This is a genomic window from Chromohalobacter sp. HP20-39 (assembly GCF_033052815.1).
GTDB lineage: Bacteria > Pseudomonadota > Gammaproteobacteria > Pseudomonadales > Halomonadaceae > Chromohalobacter.
This window is the reverse complement of sequence record NZ_JAWHTP010000003.1, coordinates 572,958-593,960: the sequence shown is the minus strand read 5'-3', so window position 1 is coordinate 593,960 and position 21,003 is coordinate 572,958. Positions and strand designations below refer to the sequence as shown.

The window sequence follows — 21,003 nt, the reverse complement described above, 5'->3', positions numbered from 1 at the left end:
CTCTTGCGAATCTATCTGTAGCTTAGGTGTTGTCTGAAAAGTCGGCGAGCGAAGGACAGACAAGGCAAAAATCGGCGAAAGAGCGGACCGGGCTGGCGCACCAGTTTACGCGTTGCGCTTGCTCGGCAAGTACATTCAAGCGTTGCCGTGCGCTTCTGCGAGCTGGTGCCATAAGTCGGGCAAGCCGGGGTGGCGTGAATCCTTGCGCGCGTACAAGCGCAGGTCGAGCGGGACATCCCAGTGTTCATCGCCGGCGCGTACCAGTTCACCGTTAGCCATCGGCGTGATGACACTGCGCTGCGGCAGCCAGCCAAGCCCATACCCCTGTATCACCAGCTCACGAATATTGGTGGCCTGTACGCTTTCGTTGAGCGAGGTGAGATAGACGGGGTCGGGCATACGTCCCAGATGTGCCGCGAGCGCCGCCGCCATCAGTCCGCGTGGATGAAAGGCGATCAACGGTTGGGGCTGGCGGCGCGTCCCCGGCAACGAGAAGCGCGGACGCCCCTCGGTATCGGGAGCGCTCACTGGAACGAGCCGCTCTTCACCCAAGGTCAGAAAGGTCAACTCACTTATTTCGAGATCGAGCGCGATCCGCCCGCGCGGCCAATAACACAAGGCCAGATCGCATTCACCGCGTTCCAGGCCATGAAGATAATCGCCGATCAACCAACTCGTGGCACGCAGGTAGGGGGATACCAACGGTGTCAGGGCATGCTGATCGAGCCAACCAGGCAAGAAGTTCGATAACAGACTCTGCGGCGCGGCGAGTAGAATGCATCTGGCTTCGTCGGCAGCAATCGATTGCAAGCGGTCACGCGTCGAGCGCACGCGCTCGGTAATCTGCTCGCAGAGCGCCAGAAACTCCTCACCGGCGGGGGTCAGGGTCAACGGCAGTGTCTGGCGGTTTATCAACGTGGTCCCCATTTCTTCCTCGAGCAGCTTGATGCGTCGCGAAAAAGTGGGTTGCGTCACGTTCTGGGCATCGGCGGCCCGGGAAAAATGGCGTTCCCTGGCCAGCACGATGAAGTCTTCGAGCCAGCGGATTTCCATCGTCAGACGCCATCCATCATCGTTGACGCCGCACGCATGCGGCGTCGCATGTCATCTTTTCGTCACGACACAAGTGACCGGGGCGATACCATAATACGCTCAGATACGACCTTCCTCGACCGCATGGCACGCCACCTGACTGCCTTGGGCCTCGATCAACTGCGGTATTTCATGTCGGCAACGGTCGTTGGCATGCGGGCAGCGTCCGTGGAAGACACAACCCGAGGGCAAGTTGACCGGAGTGGGAACTTCACCGGGGAGCTTGATATGGTCGGGTCCATCATCTTCAAGACGTGGTATCGCCGACATCAGCGCTTGAGTATAGGGGTGGCGGGGCCGATCGAACAGTGTGCGGGTTTCGGCCACCTCGCAGACCCGACCCAGATACATCACCACCACGCGGGTACCGAAGTGCTCGACAACCGCCAGGTCGTGGGTAATGAACAGATAAGTGAGATGATGGGCTTCCTGGGCGTCCATTAGCAGGTTGAGCACCTGTGCCTGGATCGACACGTCGAGCGCCGAGATCGGCTCGTCGGCGACGATGAACTCGGGTTCCACCGCCAGTGCCCGGGCGATGGCGATGCGTTGACGCTGGCCGCCCGAGAATTCGTGGCCAAAGCGCTTGCCCCATTCCGGATCGATGCCTACCGAAGCCATCACCTCGCCGATCTTGTCGAGGATCTGCTGGCGACTCCAGTCCGGATGGTGAAAACGCAGCGGCTCCTCGAGCGTCTGCTGGATGCTCATGCGCGGGTTCAGTGAGGCATAGGGATTCTGAAAGATCATCTGCATGCGCCGCCGATAGGGCAGCAACTGGCGCGGGTTGAGATCGTCGATACGCTGGCCGTCGTAGCGGATCTCGCCGGCGCTGGGGCTCAGCAGCCCCATCACCATGCGTGCCACCGTCGATTTGCCACACCCGGACTCGCCGACCACACACAGCGTCTCGCCACGCTTGACGTCGATGTCCACGCCATTGATGGCGTGGACGAACTCCTGGCGGCGCTTCAGCCTACCGCCCTCGAAACGTAGCTGCTCGAGAAAATCGCCGGAGAGCGGGAAGTGCTTCTCGAGTCCACGAATCTGCAGCAGCGTTTCGCCGGCCTGCGCCGAATCGCCATCCTGATGATGCTGAGGTTGTTGCAGCACCTTGCTCATAGGGCCTCCCGTTGTTCGCTCGCGTCGCTTTCGGACGGACGTGACTCGACAAGCTCACGCACCATGTGACAGGCGACATCACAGTTACCCGAGCGCACAAACGTCGGGATCACCTCGCGACAGTCGCGCCGACGTTCGCCGTTGGCATCGACCGAGAAACTGCAGCGTGGATGAAAGGCGCAACCGGGCGGGGTATTGGCCAGGCTGGGCATCGAGCCAGGAATCTGGTTGAGACGCTGCCCCGGCGTGGCCATCTGCGGCAGAGCATTGATCAGCCCTTGGGTGTAGGGATGCTGCGCGTCGTTGATGATTTCGCGGGTCGGTCCCTGCTCGATGACCCGACCGGCATACATCACCAGCGTACGTTGGGTGACCTGACTGACTACGCCTAGGTCGTGGGTGATCAGGATCAGCGCCACGTTGTGCTTCTCGCACAACTCCAGCAGCAGTTCCATGATCTCCGCCTGAATGGTCACGTCGAGCGCTGTGGTCGGTTCGTCGGCGACGATCACGTCAGGATCGAGCAGCAGGGCGATGGCGATGATGATGCGTTGACGCATGCCCCCTGAGAGCTCGTGGGGGTACTGATCCAGACGCCGCTCAGGTGAAGGAATGTAGACCTGGCGCAGCTTGTTGAGCGCGATCTCGCGGGCATCGCGGCTACGGATTCGGCGGTGCGCCTTGAGGCATTCGATCATCTGCTCGCCGATGGTCAACACCGGGTTGAGGGTCATCATCGGGTCCTGGAAGATCATCGAGATCTTGTTGCCGCGGATCTGCTGCAACTGGCGCGGCTTCATCGTGGTCAGTTCGCGGCCATCGAAACGGATGCTACCGTCGGCAATGTAGCCCGGTTTGGCGATCAGGTTGAGGATCGTGAACGCGGCCACCGACTTACCGGCGCCCGACTCACCGACGATGCCCAGGCGCTCGCCGCGATCCAGCGTGAAGCTGACGTCGCGCAACGCCTTGACTTCGCCCTGACGCAGAGCGAAGCGCACATCGAGATTGGAAACTTCGAGTAAAGCCATGCGATCAGCCCTTGTAGAGTCGCGGGTTCATGACGTCGCGCAGCCAGTCGCCGAGCAGATTGATCACCAGCACCAGCACGACCAGCACGCCACCCGGTATCAGCGTGATCCACCAGGAGCCCGACTGCAGATAGTCGAAACCGGACTTGATCAGCGAGCCCAGCGACGGCTGGGTTTCGGGCATGCCCAAGCCAAGGAACGACAGCGCGGCTTCCGAGATGATCGCGTTGGCGATCTGCACGGTGGAAATGACGAAGATCGGCGACAGGGTGTTGGGCAGGATGTGCCGGAACATGATGCGCTTGGCGCGAAACCCCATCACCCGCGCGGCATCGACGTACTCCTTGCTGCGCTCGGCGAGTACCGAGGCACGCACCGTGCGCGCATACTGCGGCCATTCGGCGAGGCCGATGATCAGCACCAGGATGAATACCGCGTATTCACTGTAGATGGCGCCACCGAAGCTGGCCTTGATCACCGCGCCGACGATGATCGCCACCATCAGCGTGGAGAACGATAACTGAATGTCGGCCATGCGCATCAGGAAGGCATCGACGCGTCCGCCCAGGTAACCCGCAAGCAGGCCGAAGGTTACCCCGAGCAGGGCTTGCAGGATCACCGCCCCGAAGCCGATGATCAGCGACACCCGCGCGCCGTAGAGAATCGTCGACAGCAGGTCGCGGCCCTGGGCATCGGTACCCAGCAGATATTGCGGGTCGCTGCCGTCGATCCAGAACGGCGGCAGTTCCGAGTCGAGGATGCGAATCTGCGCCAAGTCGTAGGGGTTCATCGGTGACAGCCAGGGCGCCAGGATCGCGGCCAGAACGAGGGCCACGAAAACGGCGAAACAAACTTGGGCTATCCAGTCGCGCTTGAAGCTGTAGAGCAGGTAGGAACTGCGAAAGCGAGCAAGCCGCGAGGGTGCCTTGGATGAAGTCGAGGCGGTAGTCATGCGGGCTTCCCTGTGAGTTTCACGGTGGGATTGACCAGGCCGTAGATCAGATCGACCAGCGTATTGGTGATCACGAAGATCAAGCCGACGATCATCAGGTAGGTGACGATCAGCGGGATGTCGGAGCGTTCGATGGCGTCGAGGAACATCAGCCCCACGCCCGGCCACTGAAAGACCGTTTCGGTGAGGATGGTGTAGGCAACTAGCGTGCCGATCTGCACGCCGCCCACGGTGATCACCGGCAACATGGTGTTCTTGAGGGCATGCAGGAAGTAGATGCGGCGCATGCTGATCCCCTTGGCCTTGGCGAACTTGACGTACTCTGACTGCAGCACCTCGAGCATTTCGGCACGAATCAGTCGAATGAACAGCGGCAGCATGATCGAGGCCAGCGATATCGCCGGCAACACCAGGTAACTCAGGCCTTCCAGTGAGGCGAAATTGGTGCTCCAGGTACCGAATACGTGGACCACGTCACCGCGTCCGTAGGCGGGCATGCCGCCATCGGTCGACAGTGCGCCGTTGAGCCAGCTGCCCCAGCCGGTATCGACTGGGAATGGGGTGAACTGTACGCCGATGGCGAATATCTGGATCAGCACGATGGCGGTGAGAAACACCGGTATCGAAATACCTACGATCGAGACACCCATGAACAATCGCGACAACGGCGAGCGTGGTTTGATGGCGCTATAGACGCCGATCGGCACCGAGAACAACATGATCAATAGCGTCGTGGCGAACACCAGCTCCAGGGTTGCCGGTAGGTGGCGTAGCACTACCTCAATGGTCGGCTCGCCATAAAAGTAGGAATAGCCGAAGTCGAACTGTGCGGCATTCTTGGCGAAGCGCAGATATTGCACCATGAATGGGTCGTTCAGCCCCAGTTCCTCACGCAGTTCGGCGCGCTCACTCTCGGGTACCGACTGACCGACCATCTGCTGGATGGGGTCGCCGAGGTTGTCCTGGATGGCGAAGCTGATCACGCTGATGATGAACATCACCAGGAAGGCGTGAAACAGCCGCTTGATCAGAAAGGCAATCATGGATTGCGGCCTCCGTTGGCAAGACGAAGGCGCCTGGGCGACCACCGACCGCCAGGACGCGCTTGCTTGGTTTGAAATTCGAAACGACTGACCACTCGCCGGCTCGATACCGGCGAGTGGTAGGTAGGTACGGCTTATTCCGGTTTGACGACCACGTCACCCAGGTAGGGGAAGTTCATGACGTTGAGTACCGGCTCAATCTGAACGTTGGTGTCGGCGGCCCAGGCCAGATCCTGCCAGTGCAGCGGGATGAAGGCGGCATCGTCGTAAAGACCCTTTTCCACCGCCTGGAGCATCTTGGCGCGCTTTTCGCGATCGGTCTCGAGGTTGGCCGCGGCGACCTTCTCATCGAGCGCCGGATTGCAGTAGTTGCCGGCGTTATATTGGCCGGCGCCGGTGTCAGCGTTGGGGCACTCGGTGAGGTACTGGAAGAAATTCGCCGAATCCTCGGTGTCGGCGTGCCAGCCGATCATCATCACGTCAGCGGCACGATTGTCGAATTCGGTCCAATACTGTGCCTTGGGCAGCGTCTTGAGATCCACCGTAACGTTGATTCGCGCCAGCATCGCTGCAACCGCCTGAGCGATCTGCGCATCGTTCACATAGCGATTGTTGGGCGCCATCATGGTGATGCTGAAGCCATCCGCATAACCGGCTTCTTCCATCAGTTGCTTGGCTTTTTCCAGGTCGTAGCGCGGCTCGAGATTCGGATTGTGACCATCATAGCCCTCTGGCGAGAGCTGCGCGGCCGGCGTGGCAAAGCCCTTCATCAGGCGATCGGCGATGGCTTCCTGATTGACGGCATAGGCGAAAGCCTTGCGAACCTTGGGATCTTTGAAGGCCTCGACCCGCTTCTGGTTCATCTGCAGCATGATGATGCGCGTACCCGACATGGTGACTAGCTTGACGTCTTTGGCCGCACGGACACGCTCCAGATCGTTGGGCGGTACCGGTGCGATGAAATCAACGTCACCAGAAAGCAAGGCGGCCACTCGGGTGGCGTTCTCGCTGATTGGCGTCATCACGATGCGATCGACATTGCCCGGCGACTGCTCATCCCAGTAATTGTCGAAACGCTCGAATTCAATCTTGACACCCTGCTGTCGTTCGGTGACCTGATAGGGACCAGTCCCGGAAACATGGCGCGACGCAAAGGAGTTGCCGTTCTTGACGATAGCGCTCTTATCCTTGCCACTGTCGGTCGTACCGGAATAGAACTCGCTATCCATCGGGAAGATGTAGGTAGCCAGGTTGAGCAGCAAGGGGTAGGGCTTTTGGGTGTGGAACTTGATGGTGTGCTCATCGACCACCTCGACGCGGTCGATCGGCTCGAAGATCGCCTTGAAGTCGGCGCTGCGCTTGAGGCGTTCGACGGTCCAGGCGACGTCCTTGGCGGTAAAGGCGTTACCGCTGTGGAACTCGACGCCTTCGCGGAGCTTCATCTGCAGCGTGGTGTCGTCGAGCTGCTTCCATTCGGTGGCCAGGCGCGGCTCGAACTCGAAGTCCTGAGTCCAGCGGACCAGCGGGTCGAAGATCAAATGGGAAAGCTGCAGTATTCCGCCGGAAAGTTGTTCGTGGATATCCAACGACACCGGGTCGGCGTCGTAGGCGACACGCAATGTCACGGGAGCACTATCGCTGGACGCGTCTTGTGCCAGCGCAGGCAGAGGAAGCACGACGGAAGCGCCGAGCAACGAGGCCAGGAGAGTCTTCTTGCTGATCATGTTGAAGCCCTATTGTGTATTGTTATGCGACGTGAATCGTCAGCTTCAACATAAAGAGCTTTGTGTGGCGACGACAATCGAAATCTTGATGGTCGCCATTCGTCAGATGAATAACACCGTCCTGGCCGCTTCTAATCCGTGGTCGATATCAGCGCGCGACACGGTCAAAGCGATGGATGTGCGAGGCTTCGTCGAGTTGCGATACCGTGCACTCGAGATCAGTCACGCAGCCGTCAGCCAAGCCGTAGACCCAGCCATGCACCGATAGCTTCTGTCCCCGCTGCCAGGCACGCTGCACGACTTTGGTGCGGCACAGGTTGGCCACTTGCGCACGCACGTTAAGTTCGCACATCCGGTCGACTTTCTCATCGAACGACAGTGGTGCCAGCGCTTCACGGTTGGCGCTGTACAATTCACGAACGCTGTGAAGCCAGTAATCGATCATGCCGTTATCGCCGTCGGCGATCGCAGCCCGTACGCCACCGCAGCCATAATGGCCGACCACCATGATGTGCTCGACCTGCAGCACATCGACTGCGAACTGCACCACTGACAAGGCATTCATATCATTGTGGTACAGCAGGTTCGCGACGTTGCGATGCACGAACACCTCACCCGGCGGCAAGTCGACGATCTGGTTTGCAGGTACGCGACTATCCGAACATCCGATCCATAGATAATCGGGGTTCTGCTGATGCGACAAGCGCTCGAAGAATTCCGGGTCACGTTCGCGAACGCCAGCGGCCCATTCACGATTTTGTTCCAGCAGCTTCTTGATATCGCTCATGTAAATCTCTTCATGCAAGGGGTATCCGAACAACTTTTACCCCCTGTGCTCCGAAGCGTCAATCAAGGCCCTCCCTGTGCGTTCTCTCGACTGGTATCATTCGCGCCATCGAAAAGTCAGGAGATTGACGTGGCTCAGTACGATTACGACCTATTTGTCATCGGCGCGGGCTCCGGCGGAGTACGCGCTGCACGCACGGCGGCTGCCACGGGAGCGCGCGTCGCCATTGCCGAGGACCGCTATCTGGGCGGTACCTGTGTGAATGTCGGGTGTGTGCCCAAAAAGCTTTATTCCTATGCGGCACATTTCCATGATGCCTTCGAGGATAGCGCCGGCTTCGGCTGGACGCTGCCCGAGGCACCACGCTTTGATTGGGCAACGTTGCGCGACAACAAGATCGAGGAGATCAAGCGCCTCAACGGCATCTATGGGCGCTTGCTCGAAGGCGCCGATGTCACGCTGCTCAATGGTCGCGCCCGAATTACCGGCCCGCACGGCATCGAGATCAACGGCGAGACGGTCTCTGCCGAGAAAATCCTGGTAGCGACTGGCGGCTGGCCCTGGGTTCCCGATATCGAGGGCGCGGAACACGCCGTGGACTCCAACCGCGTCTTCGACCTGGAAACCTTTCCCGAGCGCTTTCTGGTGCTTGGCGGCGGTTATATCGCGGTCGAGTTCGCCAGCATCTTCAATGGACTCGGCAGCGACGCGCATCTGGTCTATCGCGGTGAGCTTTTCCTGCGCGGCTTCGACCGTGAAGTGCGTGAATTCACCCGCGACGAGATGCAGAAGAAGGGCGTCAACCTGCACTTCGAAACCACCATCGAGCGTATCGAGCCGGTTGGCGATGCCTACCGTGTGAGCCTGACCAACGGCGAAACGCTGGAAGTGGACGTCGTACTGGCGGCCACTGGACGCCGTCCGAACCTTAGCGGCCTGGGGCTCGACGAACTGGACATCGCGCTCAACCCCAATGGTACCGTGAAGGTCGACGAGCGTTATCAAACCTCCGAACCGTCGATCCTGGCGCTGGGCGACGTAACCGGCGGCCCCGAACTCACGCCCGTGGCGCTCGCCGAGGCCATGCACCTCGTCCAGCACCATTACGGTGACGCCACGCCGCGCCCGCTGGATTACCAGGACATCGCCACGGCAGTGTTCTGTCATCCCAACATCGGCACCGTTGGCCTGAGCGAAGAAGAAGCTCGCGAACAGTGCGAAGGTGGGGTGCGCATCTATCGCACCGACTTCCGGCCCATGAAGCACACACTTTCAGGTAGCCAAGAACGTTGCCTGATGAAGCTGGTAGTAGACGACGCGACAGACCGCGTGGTCGGCGCCCACATGGTGGGCGACGATGCCGGCGAACTCATCCAGGGGATCGCCATCGCCGTGCGCGCACGCCTGACCAAGACCGACTTTGACGCCACAGTGGGCATTCACCCCACTAGTGCCGAGGAGTTCGTCACGATGCGCTCCTTGTCACGTCGCTAGCGATATGATTCAGTTTTGGATAGCAATGGGCCACTTCGGTGGCCCATTTGCATTGATACCCGAAATAAGGCCGCTCCACGCAATGCATGCATACGACTCATGATTGACTAGACTGAGAGCAGCCATGGTCACATAAGCATAGGATAGCGGCGCATCCATATACGCATATCCAGCTATAATGTGTGGTTATGAGATGGCGACATGACGATAATGCCTTATTTGATCAATGCATAAGCCGCTGTTATTATTGCGAACACATTCGCCATTAGCGAAAAATGGATATGACACCCACGACCGAGAACTTCACGCCTTCCGCCGATCTGGCGCGTCCTAGCGTCGCCGACACCGTGATTGGCAGTGCACAGAAGACTCTTTTCATCCGTAAGCCTACGACCGACGATGGGTGGGGAATCTACGAGCTCGTCAAGGCGTGTCCGCCCTTGGATGTCAACTCGGGATATGCCTATCTACTGCTCGCCACACAGTTTCGCGATACCTGTGCCGTCGCCACGGACGAAGAGGGGGAGATCGTCGGTTTCGTTTCCGGTTACGTGAAGCGCAACGCCCCGGACACCTATTTCCTGTGGCAAGTGGCCGTGGGTGATAAAGCGCGCGGAACGGGCTTGGCGCGGCGCCTCGTCGAAGCCGTACTGATGCGCTCCGGGATGCACGATGTTCGCCATCTCGAAACTACCATCACGCCCGATAATGAGGCATCGTGGGGGCTGTTCAAGCGTCTTGCCGACCGTTGGCAGGCACCGCTGAACAGCCGTGAGTATTTCTCCACGGGGCAGCTGGGTGGCGAGCACGATCCGGAAAATCTCGTCCGAATCGGCCCGTTCGAGCTGCAACGAACTTGACCCGCTTAAAGAGGCAATCTATGCAGACTGAGATTCTCGAACGTATGGAATCCGAAGTTCGGACCTATTCGCGTTCGTTTCCTACCGTTTTCACCGAAGCCAAGGGTGCCCGTTTGCACTCTGAAGACGGTAAGCAGTATATCGACTTTCTCGCGGGCGCCGGTACGCTGAACTATGGCCACAATAACCCTCAGCTCAAGCAAGCGCTGGTGGACTACATTGCGTCCGACGGCATCGTTCATGGCCTCGACATGTGGACCAAGGCCAAACGCGAATACTTGGAAGCCCTCGAAGAGGTAATCCTCAAGCCGCGTGGATTGGACTACAAAGTTCAGTTGCCGGGGCCGACAGGTACCAACGCTGTGGAAGCCGCCATTCGCATAGCGCGTAACGCCAAGGGCCGGCATAACATCGTCGCCTTCACCAATGGCTTTCACGGGGTCACCATGGGGGCGCTGGCCACCACCGGTAACCGCAAGTTCCGGGAAGCCACCGGCGGCATCCCGATGCAGGGCGGAAGCTTCATGCCCTTCGATGGCTACATGGGCGAAGGTACCGACACCCTGGGCTATTTCGAAAAGCTGCTGGGTGACAACTCCAGCGGTCTCGATATTCCCGCCGCCGTGATCGTCGAGACGGTGCAGGGCGAGGGCGGTATCAATCCGGCTAGCATTCCGTGGTTGCAGCGTCTGGAAAAGATCTGCCGTGCCCACGACATACTGCTGATCGTCGACGATATCCAGGCGGGCTGCGGTCGTACCGGCAAGTTCTTCAGTTTCGAGCATGCCGACATCACACCGGACATCGTCACCAACTCCAAGTCACTATCAGGCTACGGACTGCCATTCGCACACGTGCTGATGCGCCCGGAGCTGGATATTTGGAAGCCCGGCCAATACAACGGCACGTTCCGCGGGTTCAGCCTTGCTCTCGTGACAGCCGCCGCTGCAATGCGTCACTTCTGGAGTGACGATACGCTAGCGCGTGATGTTCAGCGCAAAGGCGGCATTGTCGAAGAGCGTTTCCAGAAGATTGCCGCCTTCATGACCGAGAAAGGGCATGCGGCCAGCGAGCGTGGACGTGGCCTGATGCGCGGTCTGGATGTCGGTGATGGCGATATGGCCGATGAAATAACGGCCCAAGCATTCAAGAATGGTCTGATCATCGAAACGTCGGGGCATTCCGGACAGGTCGTCAAGTGCCTGTGCCCGCTGACCATCTCTGACGAAGACCTCAATGAAGGCTTGGATATCCTTGAAAAAAGCGTCAAGGAAGTCTTCGGTCAAGCCTGAGCGCGTAATTCGCTAGTCCACTAAGTAAGTTGTCATCGTCACATGCGTTACAGTGGACATTGGATGCGGCCCGCGAGATCGCGGGCCCTGTATTGAGCCCCATGGAGGACTGCGCTACATGATCGTTCGCAACCTGGAAGAGTGTCGCAAGACCGAGCGCTTCGTCGAAGCCGAAAACGGCAACTGGGATAGCACACGCCTAGTGCTGGCCGATGACAACGTCGGCTTCTCCTTCAACATCACCCGAATTCATCCGGGTACCGAGACCCATATCCACTACAAGCATCACTTCGAAGCCGTGTTCTGCTACGAAGGTGAAGGTGAAGTCGAAACGCTGGCTGACGGTAAGATTCATCCCATCAAGGCTGGCGACATGTATCTTCTCGACCAGCATGATGAGCATTTGCTACGCGGCAAGGAAAAAGGCATGACCGTCGCATGCGTGTTCAATCCCGCCTTGACTGGGCGTGAAGTGCACCGCGAAGACGGTTCCTACGCACCGGTCGATGAGTGATCGTGTAGTCTAAGAAGTCCGTGAAAACGCTGCCATGAATAGGCAGCGTTTTCTTTTGTGAGTGAGATGGATAGCATTTAAAGGACAATGGGTAGCGCTGGTAATTGTCTCGTCTTGGGTGCATCGTGAGTTCGCATAATATATATTATGTTAAATACGGCCTGTGAAAGACGGAGTGCGTCTGGCCCCGTCCCGGGCAACGGCGTAGAATGCTCCGCACTACCGAGACCGATGGTGTTGCGATGCTCGACTCCCATGCGCTACTGACTCAGGCGGAACGCCAGTGCCACAAGCACGGTGCGCGCTTCACCCCGATACGGCGGCGTGTTCTGGAAATGATCGCCACTTCGCCTGGCGGCCTCAAGGCCTATGACCTGCTCGATCGTCTCGCCACAGAGCATGCCTCGGCGCGTCCCCCGACCATCTATCGCGCGCTGGAGTTTCTTATCGAGCAAGGCTTGGTACATCGTATCGAGTCGCTCAATGCCTATGTCGCCTGTCCCTGTCCCGAGCACGCGCATGGTTTCCAGCTGCTGATATGCCGTTCTTGCGGGCGGGTTGAAGAATTGCACCTCGACGACGTCAACGAGCAACTGACTCAAGTAGCTCGCCAACAAGGCTACCGGATCGAGCGGCAAACCATCGAACTGCTGGGCTTGTGTACGTCCTGCACCGAGCAGGCGTCCGCTTAACTCATCCAACGCCAAGACGACGACACGCCATGACTGATCTCTTCAAGCAACTCGAGCCGGCCACGCAAGGCACGCGCGAAGCGACAAGCGCTCTGCTCGATGACGCGCGTTGGAACGATGACGGGCTGATCCCCGCCATTGCGCAGCAACATGAGAGCGGCGAAGTATTGATGATGGCGTGGATGAACCGGGCCGCGCTGGAGGAAACGCTAGCCACAGGGCGTGTCTGCTACTGGTCGCGCTCGCGCGGCAAGCCGTGGCGCAAGGGCGAATCCTCCGGGCAGGTTCAACGCCTGGTGGCGGTACATCTCGACTGCGATGGCGATACCCTGCTGCTGAGCGTCGATCAGCAAGGTCCCGCATGCCACACCGGGCGACGCAGTTGCTTCTACATCGCGCTGGGTCAGGAGGCGGCGGAAATCGACAGCGCCCCGCTGATGGACCCTGCCGAGCTGTACGGCCAACGTTAGCCATGCGACTTCTCGGCAAGTGCTTTTCCGGCCTCATGATCGGCCTGCTGCGCGGCTATCAATACGTCATCAGCCCCCTGCTCGGCCCGCGCTGCCGCTTCTGGCCCAGTTGTTCGCAATACGCCGTGGAAGCCATTCAGTTTCATGGCCCCTTGAGGGGCGGTTGGCTGGCGCTCAAACGGATCTTGAAATGCCATCCCGGCCATCCCGGCGGCATTGACTTCGTGCCCCCCAGGCACGGCTGCTGCCATTCTCGGTCTGATCACGAGCGTCTAGATACGCAGCGTGATACACACTGAGCCCCGCTGGCTTCCCGCTAGTCGGGACTACGTAGCACTACGCCTAGGCGGCTTGTTTGGCCACCGTGTAGATGCGATCAAGCATGGCATGTAGTCCGTTGCTGCGCGTCGGTGACAGATGCTTGTCGAGCCCCAGCTCTGCCAGGAAGTCCGGCGGCGTCGCCTGAATCTCACTGGGCGGCCGATCGTTGTAGATCCGCAGCAGAACGGCGATCAACCCTGATACGATGGCGGCGTCGGAGGTTGCATCGAAATGCAGCCGGCCATCCTCCAGGCGGTCGTGAATCCAGACATTGGACTGACAGCCCTGAATCTTGGTGTCGTCGCTTTTCAACGACTCAGGGAATGCCGGCAACTGTTTGCCCATGTCGATGATGTACTGGTAGCGATCCATCCAGTTATCGAATATGGCGAACTCATCGACCAATTCGGCTTGTGCTTCGCGTGCTGTCATGCGCCCTCCTCGCAATTCGTTTGCCCATTATAACGTGCCATCGCCATGCGTGTCGGCGTCCGTGAGTCGGTGATACGCCAATTGACGATGCCACTCTTCGGCCTCGGCATGTAGATAGCGCGCAGTGGTATCCAGGCGTGCATGGCGGGCGGTACGCGCCAGATAGCGCAACTCCACACCGGCCTGCGCCTGATGCGTCAAGGCGGTGTGGCGCAGCCAATGGGGCGTGGCCTTTTGTAACGGCGCGCGTGTGGACTCGGGCAAGTCTTCAAGAGCTTGGTAACCCGCTCGAAATGTCTCACGAATCAGCCGATAGAGTTGGTTATCCCCTACCCCGCGCCGGCCATCCAGCGCGCGCAGCAACGGCGTAGTGTCGTCGGGTTCAGGCTGCGGCGACAAGCCCAGCGTCATCCGCCACTCCGCGAGCAGTGTCATCAAGTCCGGTGGCGCCGGCACCTCGGCAAGTTTGTCTCCCTTTCCCAGGACTCGCCACCACCAGCGCCCTTCACGCTGGACGAAATCGCCCATGCGCGCCTGAGCCATCTCGCCGAGTCGCGGTGCCAGCAGGTAAGCAAAGCCGAACAAGAAACGACGCCGCGCCCAACGATAATAGGCGCCATTACCGGCCTGCGGTGAAGGCGGCGTTTGCAACCACGCCCAGAAGGGCTGCCATAGCGTTCGCTCGAGATAACGCTCGAGGCGTCCGCTACGATTGTCCATGCGCCGACGCTTGTCACGCATCAGCCGAAACGGATTGTGTTCGAGCCATCCCGCTTCGACCAGCCAGGCGAACATGCCTTGCAGAATGACCAAAGACTGACGTCGACTGGCCGCCGATAACGGCTGCCGGAATGGCCGCCAATCCAAATCGGCACGTGGACGCGACGGCCCTACCCAGCGTGATGCCGGTTGTGGGTCGGCCAGGAATCGTTCGTAAGCATCCAGTGTGCCACGGCGCACGTCTCCCAACCCTTCACCACGCTGCTGAAGCCACAACAGCAAGCGCTCGGCTTCCTTGCGATAGGCGCGCCATGTCTGGGGGCTCGACTGGAATTCGTGCAACCAGAGTGCAATGGCGTCGACATCGGTACGGGCCGAGATATGCGCACTATGCCTCGCGCGCTGGCCCTCGATCTCACCTCCACTCTCTCCTGGCGTCGCTTCTGGTGGCGCCATGGCGACACTGGTTTCGAGGGCGACGATCGCCTCGAGCCGTTCTTCCTGCTGGTGTTCTTTCGGCTTCTGCCCGCGCTCGTCCTGCATGACGCCTGATGCCTTCTCTGTGTCTATTGCCGAGCAGTGTCCGGTGTTACGCTCAAAAATTCAAGATAATGCGCGTAATCTTGAATTTATAGCCAATTCCATAATGTATTTTACGTATTACGTTTAATGTAATATTGCCATTTACGAGTAACGAGGTATGCTGTGAGGAGTAATCCAACGCCCTGTGTGGCGCCCGGTACAGAGGACTCGACATGGCCCGCAACGGCATTCAATACGAGGACGTACAGCGCGCGATCGATACGCTGCTACGTCAAGACGAAGCCCCCACCGTTCAGAAGATCCGCGACATCCTGGGCACGGGAAGCTTCACGACCATCAGCGATCATTTGCGGGAATGGCGATTACGGCGGGAGCGGAACCGGGATGTCACGGCGAGCGATACTCCGCCGGAGGCGCTGCAGGCATGGATGACGGATCTCTGGGAAAAAGCCCAGGCACTGGCGGCTGAATCCCTGGCGCATTACCGCCAGGAGGCCGATCAGCGTGTCGAAGAAGCCCAAGCAGAGGCCCAATCCGCCGCCCGCAAGGCAGCAGACGCCGAGGAGCGCTTAGCGGCGTTGAACACGCACTTCGAGCAGGCCCAGGCACGGCTGGAAGAAAAGACAATGCAGCTGGCCAACGCGCAAAGCGAGCTGCAAGCGGCCCATCAGCAGGAAACCCAGCAAGCACGACGCGTGCAGCAGCTCGACGAGGAATGCCAGAAGCATCAGCGCCAGTTGGAAAGCACCCGCAACGAGCACCGCGATGCCATGGCGGAACTTTCACGCGAGCATCAAACGCAGCTAAAGCAAGAAGAGCAACGCCACGAAGCGGCAGAAACACGCCTGATGGGGCTCCTCGATGATGCGCGCCAAGAGCGTCAGAATATCGAGAAGCAGGCCCAAAAGCGCACCGCGTCGCTGGAACAAAAACTCGAGCGCATGCAGTCCGAGCTCGCCGAGCAACGCCGCCAGTACACGACGCTGGAGGAAAAGGCGCGCAGCGAAACCTCGCAGCGACAGGCCTTGGAAAGCAAATTGCGGGAGAGCCAAGGTCAACTACAGCAAACGCAAAGCGACAGCCGTCGCGCCGAGCGTGAGCTCGAGCAACAGCACGCCATCAATCGCGAGCTGCGCGAAAAGCTGGCGCGCCTGCCATTGCCGCCCTTCGTTGTCTGATCCGAAACGCGGATACTTCTCAACCGCCGGACCTCAAAATGACGAAAGCCCGCACAAAGCGGGCTTTCGATGCTGGTCCAGAACTGTCGCAACCAAGAAGTGGTCGCGACTAGCGTCTATCAGCGATAATAGGCGTTGGTATCGTCGGTATGGTCGGTGACGTCACGGATACCGACCAGTTCGGGGATGCGCTCGACTAGCGTCTTCTCGACCCCGTCCTTGAGGGTTATATCGACCGCAGCGCACCCTTGGCAACCACCACCGAACTGCAGTATGGCTAAGTTTTCCTCGGTCAACTGCATCAGACGAACTTCCCCCCCATGCGCCGCCAGGCCGGGATTGATTTCGCTGTAAAGCACGTAGTTGACGCGATCTTCAAGCGGGCTGTCGGCGTTGACCTGCGGCATCTTGGCATTGGGCGCCTTGATGGTCAGTTGGCCGCCCATGCGGTCCGAATTGAAGTCGACCACCGCTTCTTCGAGGAACGCGATGCTATTTTTCTCGAGATACACGGTGATCTTGTCCAGGTCGAGCCGCTCGTCGCTCGGCTCTTCTTCACCCGGCCGGCAATACGCCAAGCAGGTTTCGGCGTATGGCGTCCCCGGCTGGGTGATGAAGATACGTACCGCGATACCTTCGACGTTCTGCTTGGCCAACAGCTCGGCGAGATATTCCTGAGCGTTGTCGGTGATTTGTATGGGCTGGCTCATAAAACGTTACTCTCTAACTGAGATGTTGCCTTCATGGTATGAAAAAGCGTCGCCCGACACAATCCCGAGTATTTTGCTGGGTCTTGGCGGCTGCCCACATTGCGGTGCTTCTGGTACCATCCCCGCTTTGTATACCGCCTGCGTGACATCGGTCTCGTGCCGGTCTCGCTGACGTTCACCCTATCGCTCGGATCCCGCTGGAGAAATACGCTGACATGCCTGCTGCCACTGCTTCGTCATTAACACTCGCCGCTTCGTTCTCGTCGCTTCACGAACAGCTGGCACGGCGCATCATGATCCTCGATGGTGGCATGGGCACCATGCTGCAGGGCTACGAGCTGAATGAAGATGACTTTCGGGGACAACGCTTCGCCGACTGGCCGAGCGATCTCAAGGGCAACAATGACTTACTGGTGCTGACGCGTCCTGATGTGGTGCGCGACATTCATCGCGCTTATCTCGAGGCCGGCGCGGACATCGTCGAGACCAACACCTTCAACTGCACCCAATTATCGCAATCCGATTACGGCATGCAGGCCCTGGTGCCGGAGATCAACCGCGAAGCGGCACGCTTGGCCAAGGAGGTCTGCGAGGCGGTGGGCTCGGAAACCGGCGTGCCCCGCTATGTGGCTGGCGTGCTGGGGCCAACCTCGCGCACGGCATCACTTTCACCGGATGTCAACGACCCCGCCAAGCGTAATGTCACGTTCGATCAGTTGTTCGACAACTACTACGAGGCGGCCGACGCCCTGATCGAGGGCGGTGTCGACCTGTTCATGATCGAGACCATCTTCGACACGCTCAACGCCAAGGCCGCCATCTATGCGCTCGAAACGCTGTTCGAGGCGCGTGGCCAACGTTGGCCGGTGATGATCTCGGGCACTATCACCGATGCCTCCGGGCGCACGCTTTCCGGACAGACCACCGAGGCGTTCTGGAACTCGATCCGTCATGCTCAACCGCTGTCCGTGGGGCTCAACTGTGCCCTCGGCGCGGCGGAGCTGCGGCCCTATCTCGAAGAACTCTCCCACAAGGCCGATACTTTCGTGTCGGCGCACCCCAATGCGGGGCTTCCCAACGAGTTCGGTGAATACGATCAGACCGCCGAGGAAATGGCAGCGATCGTGCGTGAATTCGCCGAAAGCGGCATGGTCAATATCATCGGTGGCTGTTGCGGTACCGCCCCGGAGCATATTGCCGCCATTCGCGAGGCGGTGAGCGGGCTGGCGCCCCGTCACGTCGTCGAGCGCCCCAAGGCCTGCCGTCTCGCAGGGTTGGAGCCGTTCAACATCGAAGCGGACTCGCTGTTCGTCAACGTCGGCGAACGTACCAACGTCACAGGGTCGGCGCGCTTCAAGCGCTTGATCAAGGAAGAGGACTACACCACCGCCCTCGAAGTCGCGCTGGAGCAGGTCGAGAACGGCGCCCAGGTCATCGACATCAACATGGATGAGGGTATGCTCGAGTCCCAGGAAGCCATGGTGCGCTTCCTGAACCTGATCGCCTCGGAGCCGGATATCTCGCGCGTGCCGATCATGCTCGACTCTTCGAAGTGGGAGATCATCGAAGCGGGGCTCAAATGCGTCCAGGGCAAGGCGGTGGTCAACTCGATCTCGCTCAAGGAAGGCGAAGATGCATTTCGTCACCAGGCCCTAGCTTGTCGCCGCTACGGCGCCGCCATCGTCGTCATGGCCTTCGATGAACAAGGCCAGGCAGACACCTTCCAACGCAAGACGCAGATCTGCGAACGCGCCTACCGCCTGCTCGTCGACGATATCGGCTTTCCCGCCGAAGACATCATCTTCGACCCCAATATCTTCGCCATCGCCACCGGCATCGAGGAGCACAACAACTACGCCGTCGATTTCATCGAGGCGTCGCAGTGGATTCGCGAGAACCTACCGCATGCCATGCTCTCGGGTGGGGTTTCCAATGTGTCATTCTCGTTTCGCGGCAACAACGCAGTGCGTGAAGCGATCCATTCGGTATTCCTCTACCACGCCATCAAGGCCGGTCTGTCCATGGGCATCGTCAATGCCGGGCAGCTTGCGGTCTACGACGACCTCCCCGCCGAACTGCGTGACGCGGTCGAAGACGTGGTGCTCAATCGGCGCGATGACGGAACGGAGCGCCTGCTCGACATCGCCGACAAGTACAAGGGCGACGGCAGCAGTGGCGAGAAGAAGGAAGACCTGGAATGGCGTAGCTGGGAAGTCGAGAAGCGCATCGAGCATGCCTTGATCAAGGGCATCACCGCCTACATCGAGGACGACACCGAATTGGCGCGGCAACGTGCCGAGCGCCCCATCGAGGTCATCGAAGGGCCCCTGATGGACGGCATGAACGTGGTCGGCGACTTGTTCGGCGATGGCAAGATGTTCCTGCCCCAGGTGGTCAAGTCGGCCCGCGTCATGAAACAGGCGGTCGCCTATCTCATCCCCTACATCGAAGCCGAGAAGAGCGCGGGCACCCAGGCCAAGGGCAAGATCGTCATGGCCACGGTCAAGGGCGACGTGCATGACATCGGCAAGAACATCGTCGGCGTGGTTCTGCAGTGTAACAACTATGAGGTCATCGACCTCGGCGTAATGGTACCGGCGGAGAAGATCTTCGCCGCCGCGCGCGAGCACAACGCCGATATCATCGGCCTATCCGGGCTGATCACGCCGTCTCTGGATGAGATGGTCCATGTGGCCAAGGAAATGCAGCGTCAGGAATTCACGATCCCGCTGCTGATCGGCGGTGCGACGACCTCCAAGGCCCATACCTCGGTCAAGATCGCGCCACAGTACGAACAGCCGGTCATCTACGTCAGCGATGCCTCGCGTGCCGTCGGCGTCGCCAGCCGTTTGCTCTCGCCGACGCTCAAGCCAAGTTACGTCGAGGAGATACGCGAGGAATACGACAAGGTCCGCGAACGTAATGCCAAGCGTCGCCCCAAGGCCGCCGACTTGAGCTATGCCGAGGCTCGGGAGCGCCGCCCCGCTCTCGACTGGGCCGATTACACGCCGCCCGAGCCGACCTTCAGCGGGCTCAAGGTATTCGACGATTATCCGTTGGAAGAGCTGGTCGAGCGTATCGACTGGACGCCCTTCTTCATGAGCTGGCAGCTGTCCGGCAAGTATCCCAAGATCCTGGAGGATAAGGTGGTTGGCGAGGCGGCCCGTAGCCTGTTCGCCGATGCCCAAACGATGCTTCGCAAGCTGATCGATGAGCGCCATATAACAGCGCGGGGCGTGATCGGCATGTGGCCGGCCAACAGCGTCGACGACGATAGCCTCGAGGTTTATGCCGACGCCTCGCGCCGCGAGGTCGTCGAGCGCCTCCATCACATTCGCCAGCAGACCACCAAGAATCGCGATGGCGTCTGCCAAAGCCTCGCCGACTTCATCGCGCCGCGTGATTTGGAAAACGGCGAGCCCAGCGGCAAGCAGGACTGGATCGGCGGCTTCGCGGTGACCACCGGACACGGCGCGGACGAGTTGGCAAAGCAATACGAAGCGGCCGGTGACGATTACAACGCCATCATGGTCAAGGCCCTGGCCGATCGCCTCGCGGAAGCCTTCGCCGAACGCATGCACGAGCGTGTACGCAAGGAATTCTGGGGCTATGTGCCCAATGAAACCCTGGACAACGATGCGCTGATCGCCGAGAAATACCAGGGCATTCGCCCTGCCCCCGGTTACCCCGCATGCCCGGACCATACCGAGAAGGCCACGCTCTTCCGACTATTGGATGCCACAGCCAAGACAGGCATCGAGCTGACTGACAGCTACGCTATGTGGCCCTCGGCGGCGGTCTCCGGCTGGTACTTCTCGCATCCGCGTTCGAAATACTTCTCCACCGGCAAGATCGGGCGCGACCAGGTCGAGTCGCTGGCGGCGCGCAAGCAAATGCCGTTGAAGGAGCTCGAGCGCTGGTTGTCGCCGGTGCTGTCCTACGATCCCGAATAAGAGATATCAGCCAACGATGACAGCTCGGGGACACTAGCACCTTGCTCGGGGCCATAGACGTTTCCAGAGTACC

Annotated in this window: 19 protein-coding genes; 9 read left to right on the top strand and 10 right to left on the bottom strand. The window is 59.7% G+C overall.

The genetic code is table 11. From position 1 onward, the window contains the following. Positions 1-135: 135 nt before the first annotated feature. The 7 genes from RVY79_RS09490 to can all read right to left on the bottom strand — a co-directional run bounded on the left by RVY79_RS09490 (position 136) and on the right by can (position 7,751). The gene (locus RVY79_RS09490) at positions 136-1,053 is read right to left on the bottom strand and encodes a LysR family transcriptional regulator (RefSeq protein ID WP_317463879.1); all 918 of its coding nucleotides are present in this window, start codon (positions 1,051-1,053) and stop codon (positions 136-138) included. A gap of 99 nt (positions 1,054-1,152) precedes the next feature. Further along, positions 1,153-2,214, bottom strand: a complete 1,062-nt coding sequence (locus RVY79_RS09485) for an oligopeptide/dipeptide ABC transporter ATP-binding protein (RefSeq protein ID WP_317463878.1) — start codon at positions 2,212-2,214, stop codon at positions 1,153-1,155. Further along, a complete protein-coding gene (locus RVY79_RS09480) occupies positions 2,211-3,245 on the bottom strand; it encodes an ABC transporter ATP-binding protein (protein WP_317463877.1) in 1,035 nt (344 codons plus the stop codon). The genes RVY79_RS09485 and RVY79_RS09480 overlap by 4 nt, the downstream gene beginning before the upstream one ends. A gap of 4 nt (positions 3,246-3,249) precedes the next feature. Continuing rightward, positions 3,250-4,197 (bottom strand): ABC transporter permease, encoded by a 948-nt coding sequence (locus tag RVY79_RS09475; protein WP_317463876.1) that lies wholly within the window; start codon positions 4,195-4,197, stop codon positions 3,250-3,252. After that, complete coding sequence (locus RVY79_RS09470; protein WP_317463875.1) at positions 4,194-5,240, bottom strand: ABC transporter permease; 1,047 nt, start codon at positions 5,238-5,240, stop codon at positions 4,194-4,196. Before RVY79_RS09470 ends, RVY79_RS09475 begins: the two co-directional genes overlap by 4 nt. A gap of 134 nt (positions 5,241-5,374) precedes the next feature. Further along, positions 5,375-6,964 carry an ABC transporter substrate-binding protein gene (locus tag RVY79_RS09465; RefSeq protein ID WP_317463874.1) on the bottom strand — a complete coding sequence of 530 codons (1,590 nt, stop codon included), beginning with the start codon at positions 6,962-6,964 and terminating at the stop codon, positions 5,375-5,377. Positions 6,965-7,112: 148 nt separating this feature from the next. Continuing rightward, entirely contained in the window at positions 7,113-7,751 is a 639-nt protein-coding gene (gene can / locus RVY79_RS09460) for a carbonate dehydratase (protein ID WP_317463873.1), read from the bottom strand. 129 nt (positions 7,752-7,880) lie between these two features. On the opposite strand from can, the gene gorA reads away from it, so the two are divergent. The 7 genes from gorA to yidD all read left to right on the top strand — a co-directional run bounded on the left by gorA (position 7,881) and on the right by yidD (position 13,372). Beyond that, complete coding sequence (gorA, locus tag RVY79_RS09455) at positions 7,881-9,245, top strand: glutathione-disulfide reductase (protein WP_317463872.1); 1,365 nt, start codon at positions 7,881-7,883, stop codon at positions 9,243-9,245. Between the two features lie 281 nt (positions 9,246-9,526). After that, positions 9,527-10,105 (top strand): diaminobutyrate acetyltransferase, encoded by a 579-nt coding sequence (gene ectA / locus RVY79_RS09450; RefSeq protein WP_317463871.1) that lies wholly within the window; start codon positions 9,527-9,529, stop codon positions 10,103-10,105. Between the two features lie 20 nt (positions 10,106-10,125). Beyond that, positions 10,126-11,397 (top strand): diaminobutyrate--2-oxoglutarate transaminase, encoded by a 1,272-nt coding sequence (gene ectB, locus RVY79_RS09445; protein ID WP_317463870.1) that lies wholly within the window; start codon positions 10,126-10,128, stop codon positions 11,395-11,397. A 118-nt stretch (positions 11,398-11,515) separates the two neighbouring features. Further along, positions 11,516-11,911 (top strand): ectoine synthase, encoded by a 396-nt coding sequence (locus RVY79_RS09440; RefSeq protein ID WP_133696102.1) that lies wholly within the window; start codon positions 11,516-11,518, stop codon positions 11,909-11,911. 242 nt (positions 11,912-12,153) lie between these two features. After that, on the top strand, positions 12,154-12,603 hold the full coding sequence (locus tag RVY79_RS09435; RefSeq protein WP_317463918.1) for a transcriptional repressor: 450 nt from the start codon (positions 12,154-12,156) through the stop codon (positions 12,601-12,603). Between the two features lie 29 nt (positions 12,604-12,632). Continuing rightward, entirely contained in the window at positions 12,633-13,073 is a 441-nt protein-coding gene (gene hisI, locus RVY79_RS09430) for a phosphoribosyl-AMP cyclohydrolase (protein WP_317463869.1), read from the top strand. Between the two features lie 2 nt (positions 13,074-13,075). Continuing rightward, the gene (gene yidD / locus RVY79_RS09425; RefSeq protein WP_317463868.1) at positions 13,076-13,372 is read left to right on the top strand and encodes a membrane protein insertion efficiency factor YidD; all 297 of its coding nucleotides are present in this window, start codon (positions 13,076-13,078) and stop codon (positions 13,370-13,372) included. Positions 13,373-13,415: 43 nt separating this feature from the next. On the opposite strand, the gene RVY79_RS09420 is transcribed toward yidD, so the two are convergent. Both RVY79_RS09420 and RVY79_RS09415 read right to left on the bottom strand, forming a co-directional pair. Further along, entirely contained in the window at positions 13,416-13,826 is a 411-nt protein-coding gene (locus RVY79_RS09420; protein WP_317463867.1) for a SufE family protein, read from the bottom strand. Between the two features lie 27 nt (positions 13,827-13,853). Further along, on the bottom strand, positions 13,854-15,089 hold the full coding sequence (locus tag RVY79_RS09415; RefSeq protein WP_317463866.1) for a tyrosine-type recombinase/integrase: 1,236 nt from the start codon (positions 15,087-15,089) through the stop codon (positions 13,854-13,856). A 212-nt stretch (positions 15,090-15,301) separates the two neighbouring features. On the opposite strand from RVY79_RS09415, the gene RVY79_RS09410 reads away from it, so the two are divergent. Continuing rightward, positions 15,302-16,267 carry a DNA-binding protein gene (locus RVY79_RS09410; RefSeq protein WP_317463865.1) on the top strand — a complete coding sequence of 322 codons (966 nt, stop codon included), beginning with the start codon at positions 15,302-15,304 and terminating at the stop codon, positions 16,265-16,267. Between the two features lie 119 nt (positions 16,268-16,386). Here RVY79_RS09410 and nfuA read toward each other — a convergent pair whose 3' ends face one another. Next, entirely contained in the window at positions 16,387-16,977 is a 591-nt protein-coding gene (nfuA, locus tag RVY79_RS09405) for a Fe-S biogenesis protein NfuA (protein WP_317463864.1), read from the bottom strand. 215 nt (positions 16,978-17,192) lie between these two features. Between nfuA and metH the strand changes: the two genes are divergently transcribed. Then, positions 17,193-20,930, top strand: a complete 3,738-nt coding sequence (gene metH / locus RVY79_RS09400; RefSeq protein ID WP_317463863.1) for a methionine synthase — start codon at positions 17,193-17,195, stop codon at positions 20,928-20,930. Positions 20,931-21,003 lie beyond the last annotated feature (73 nt).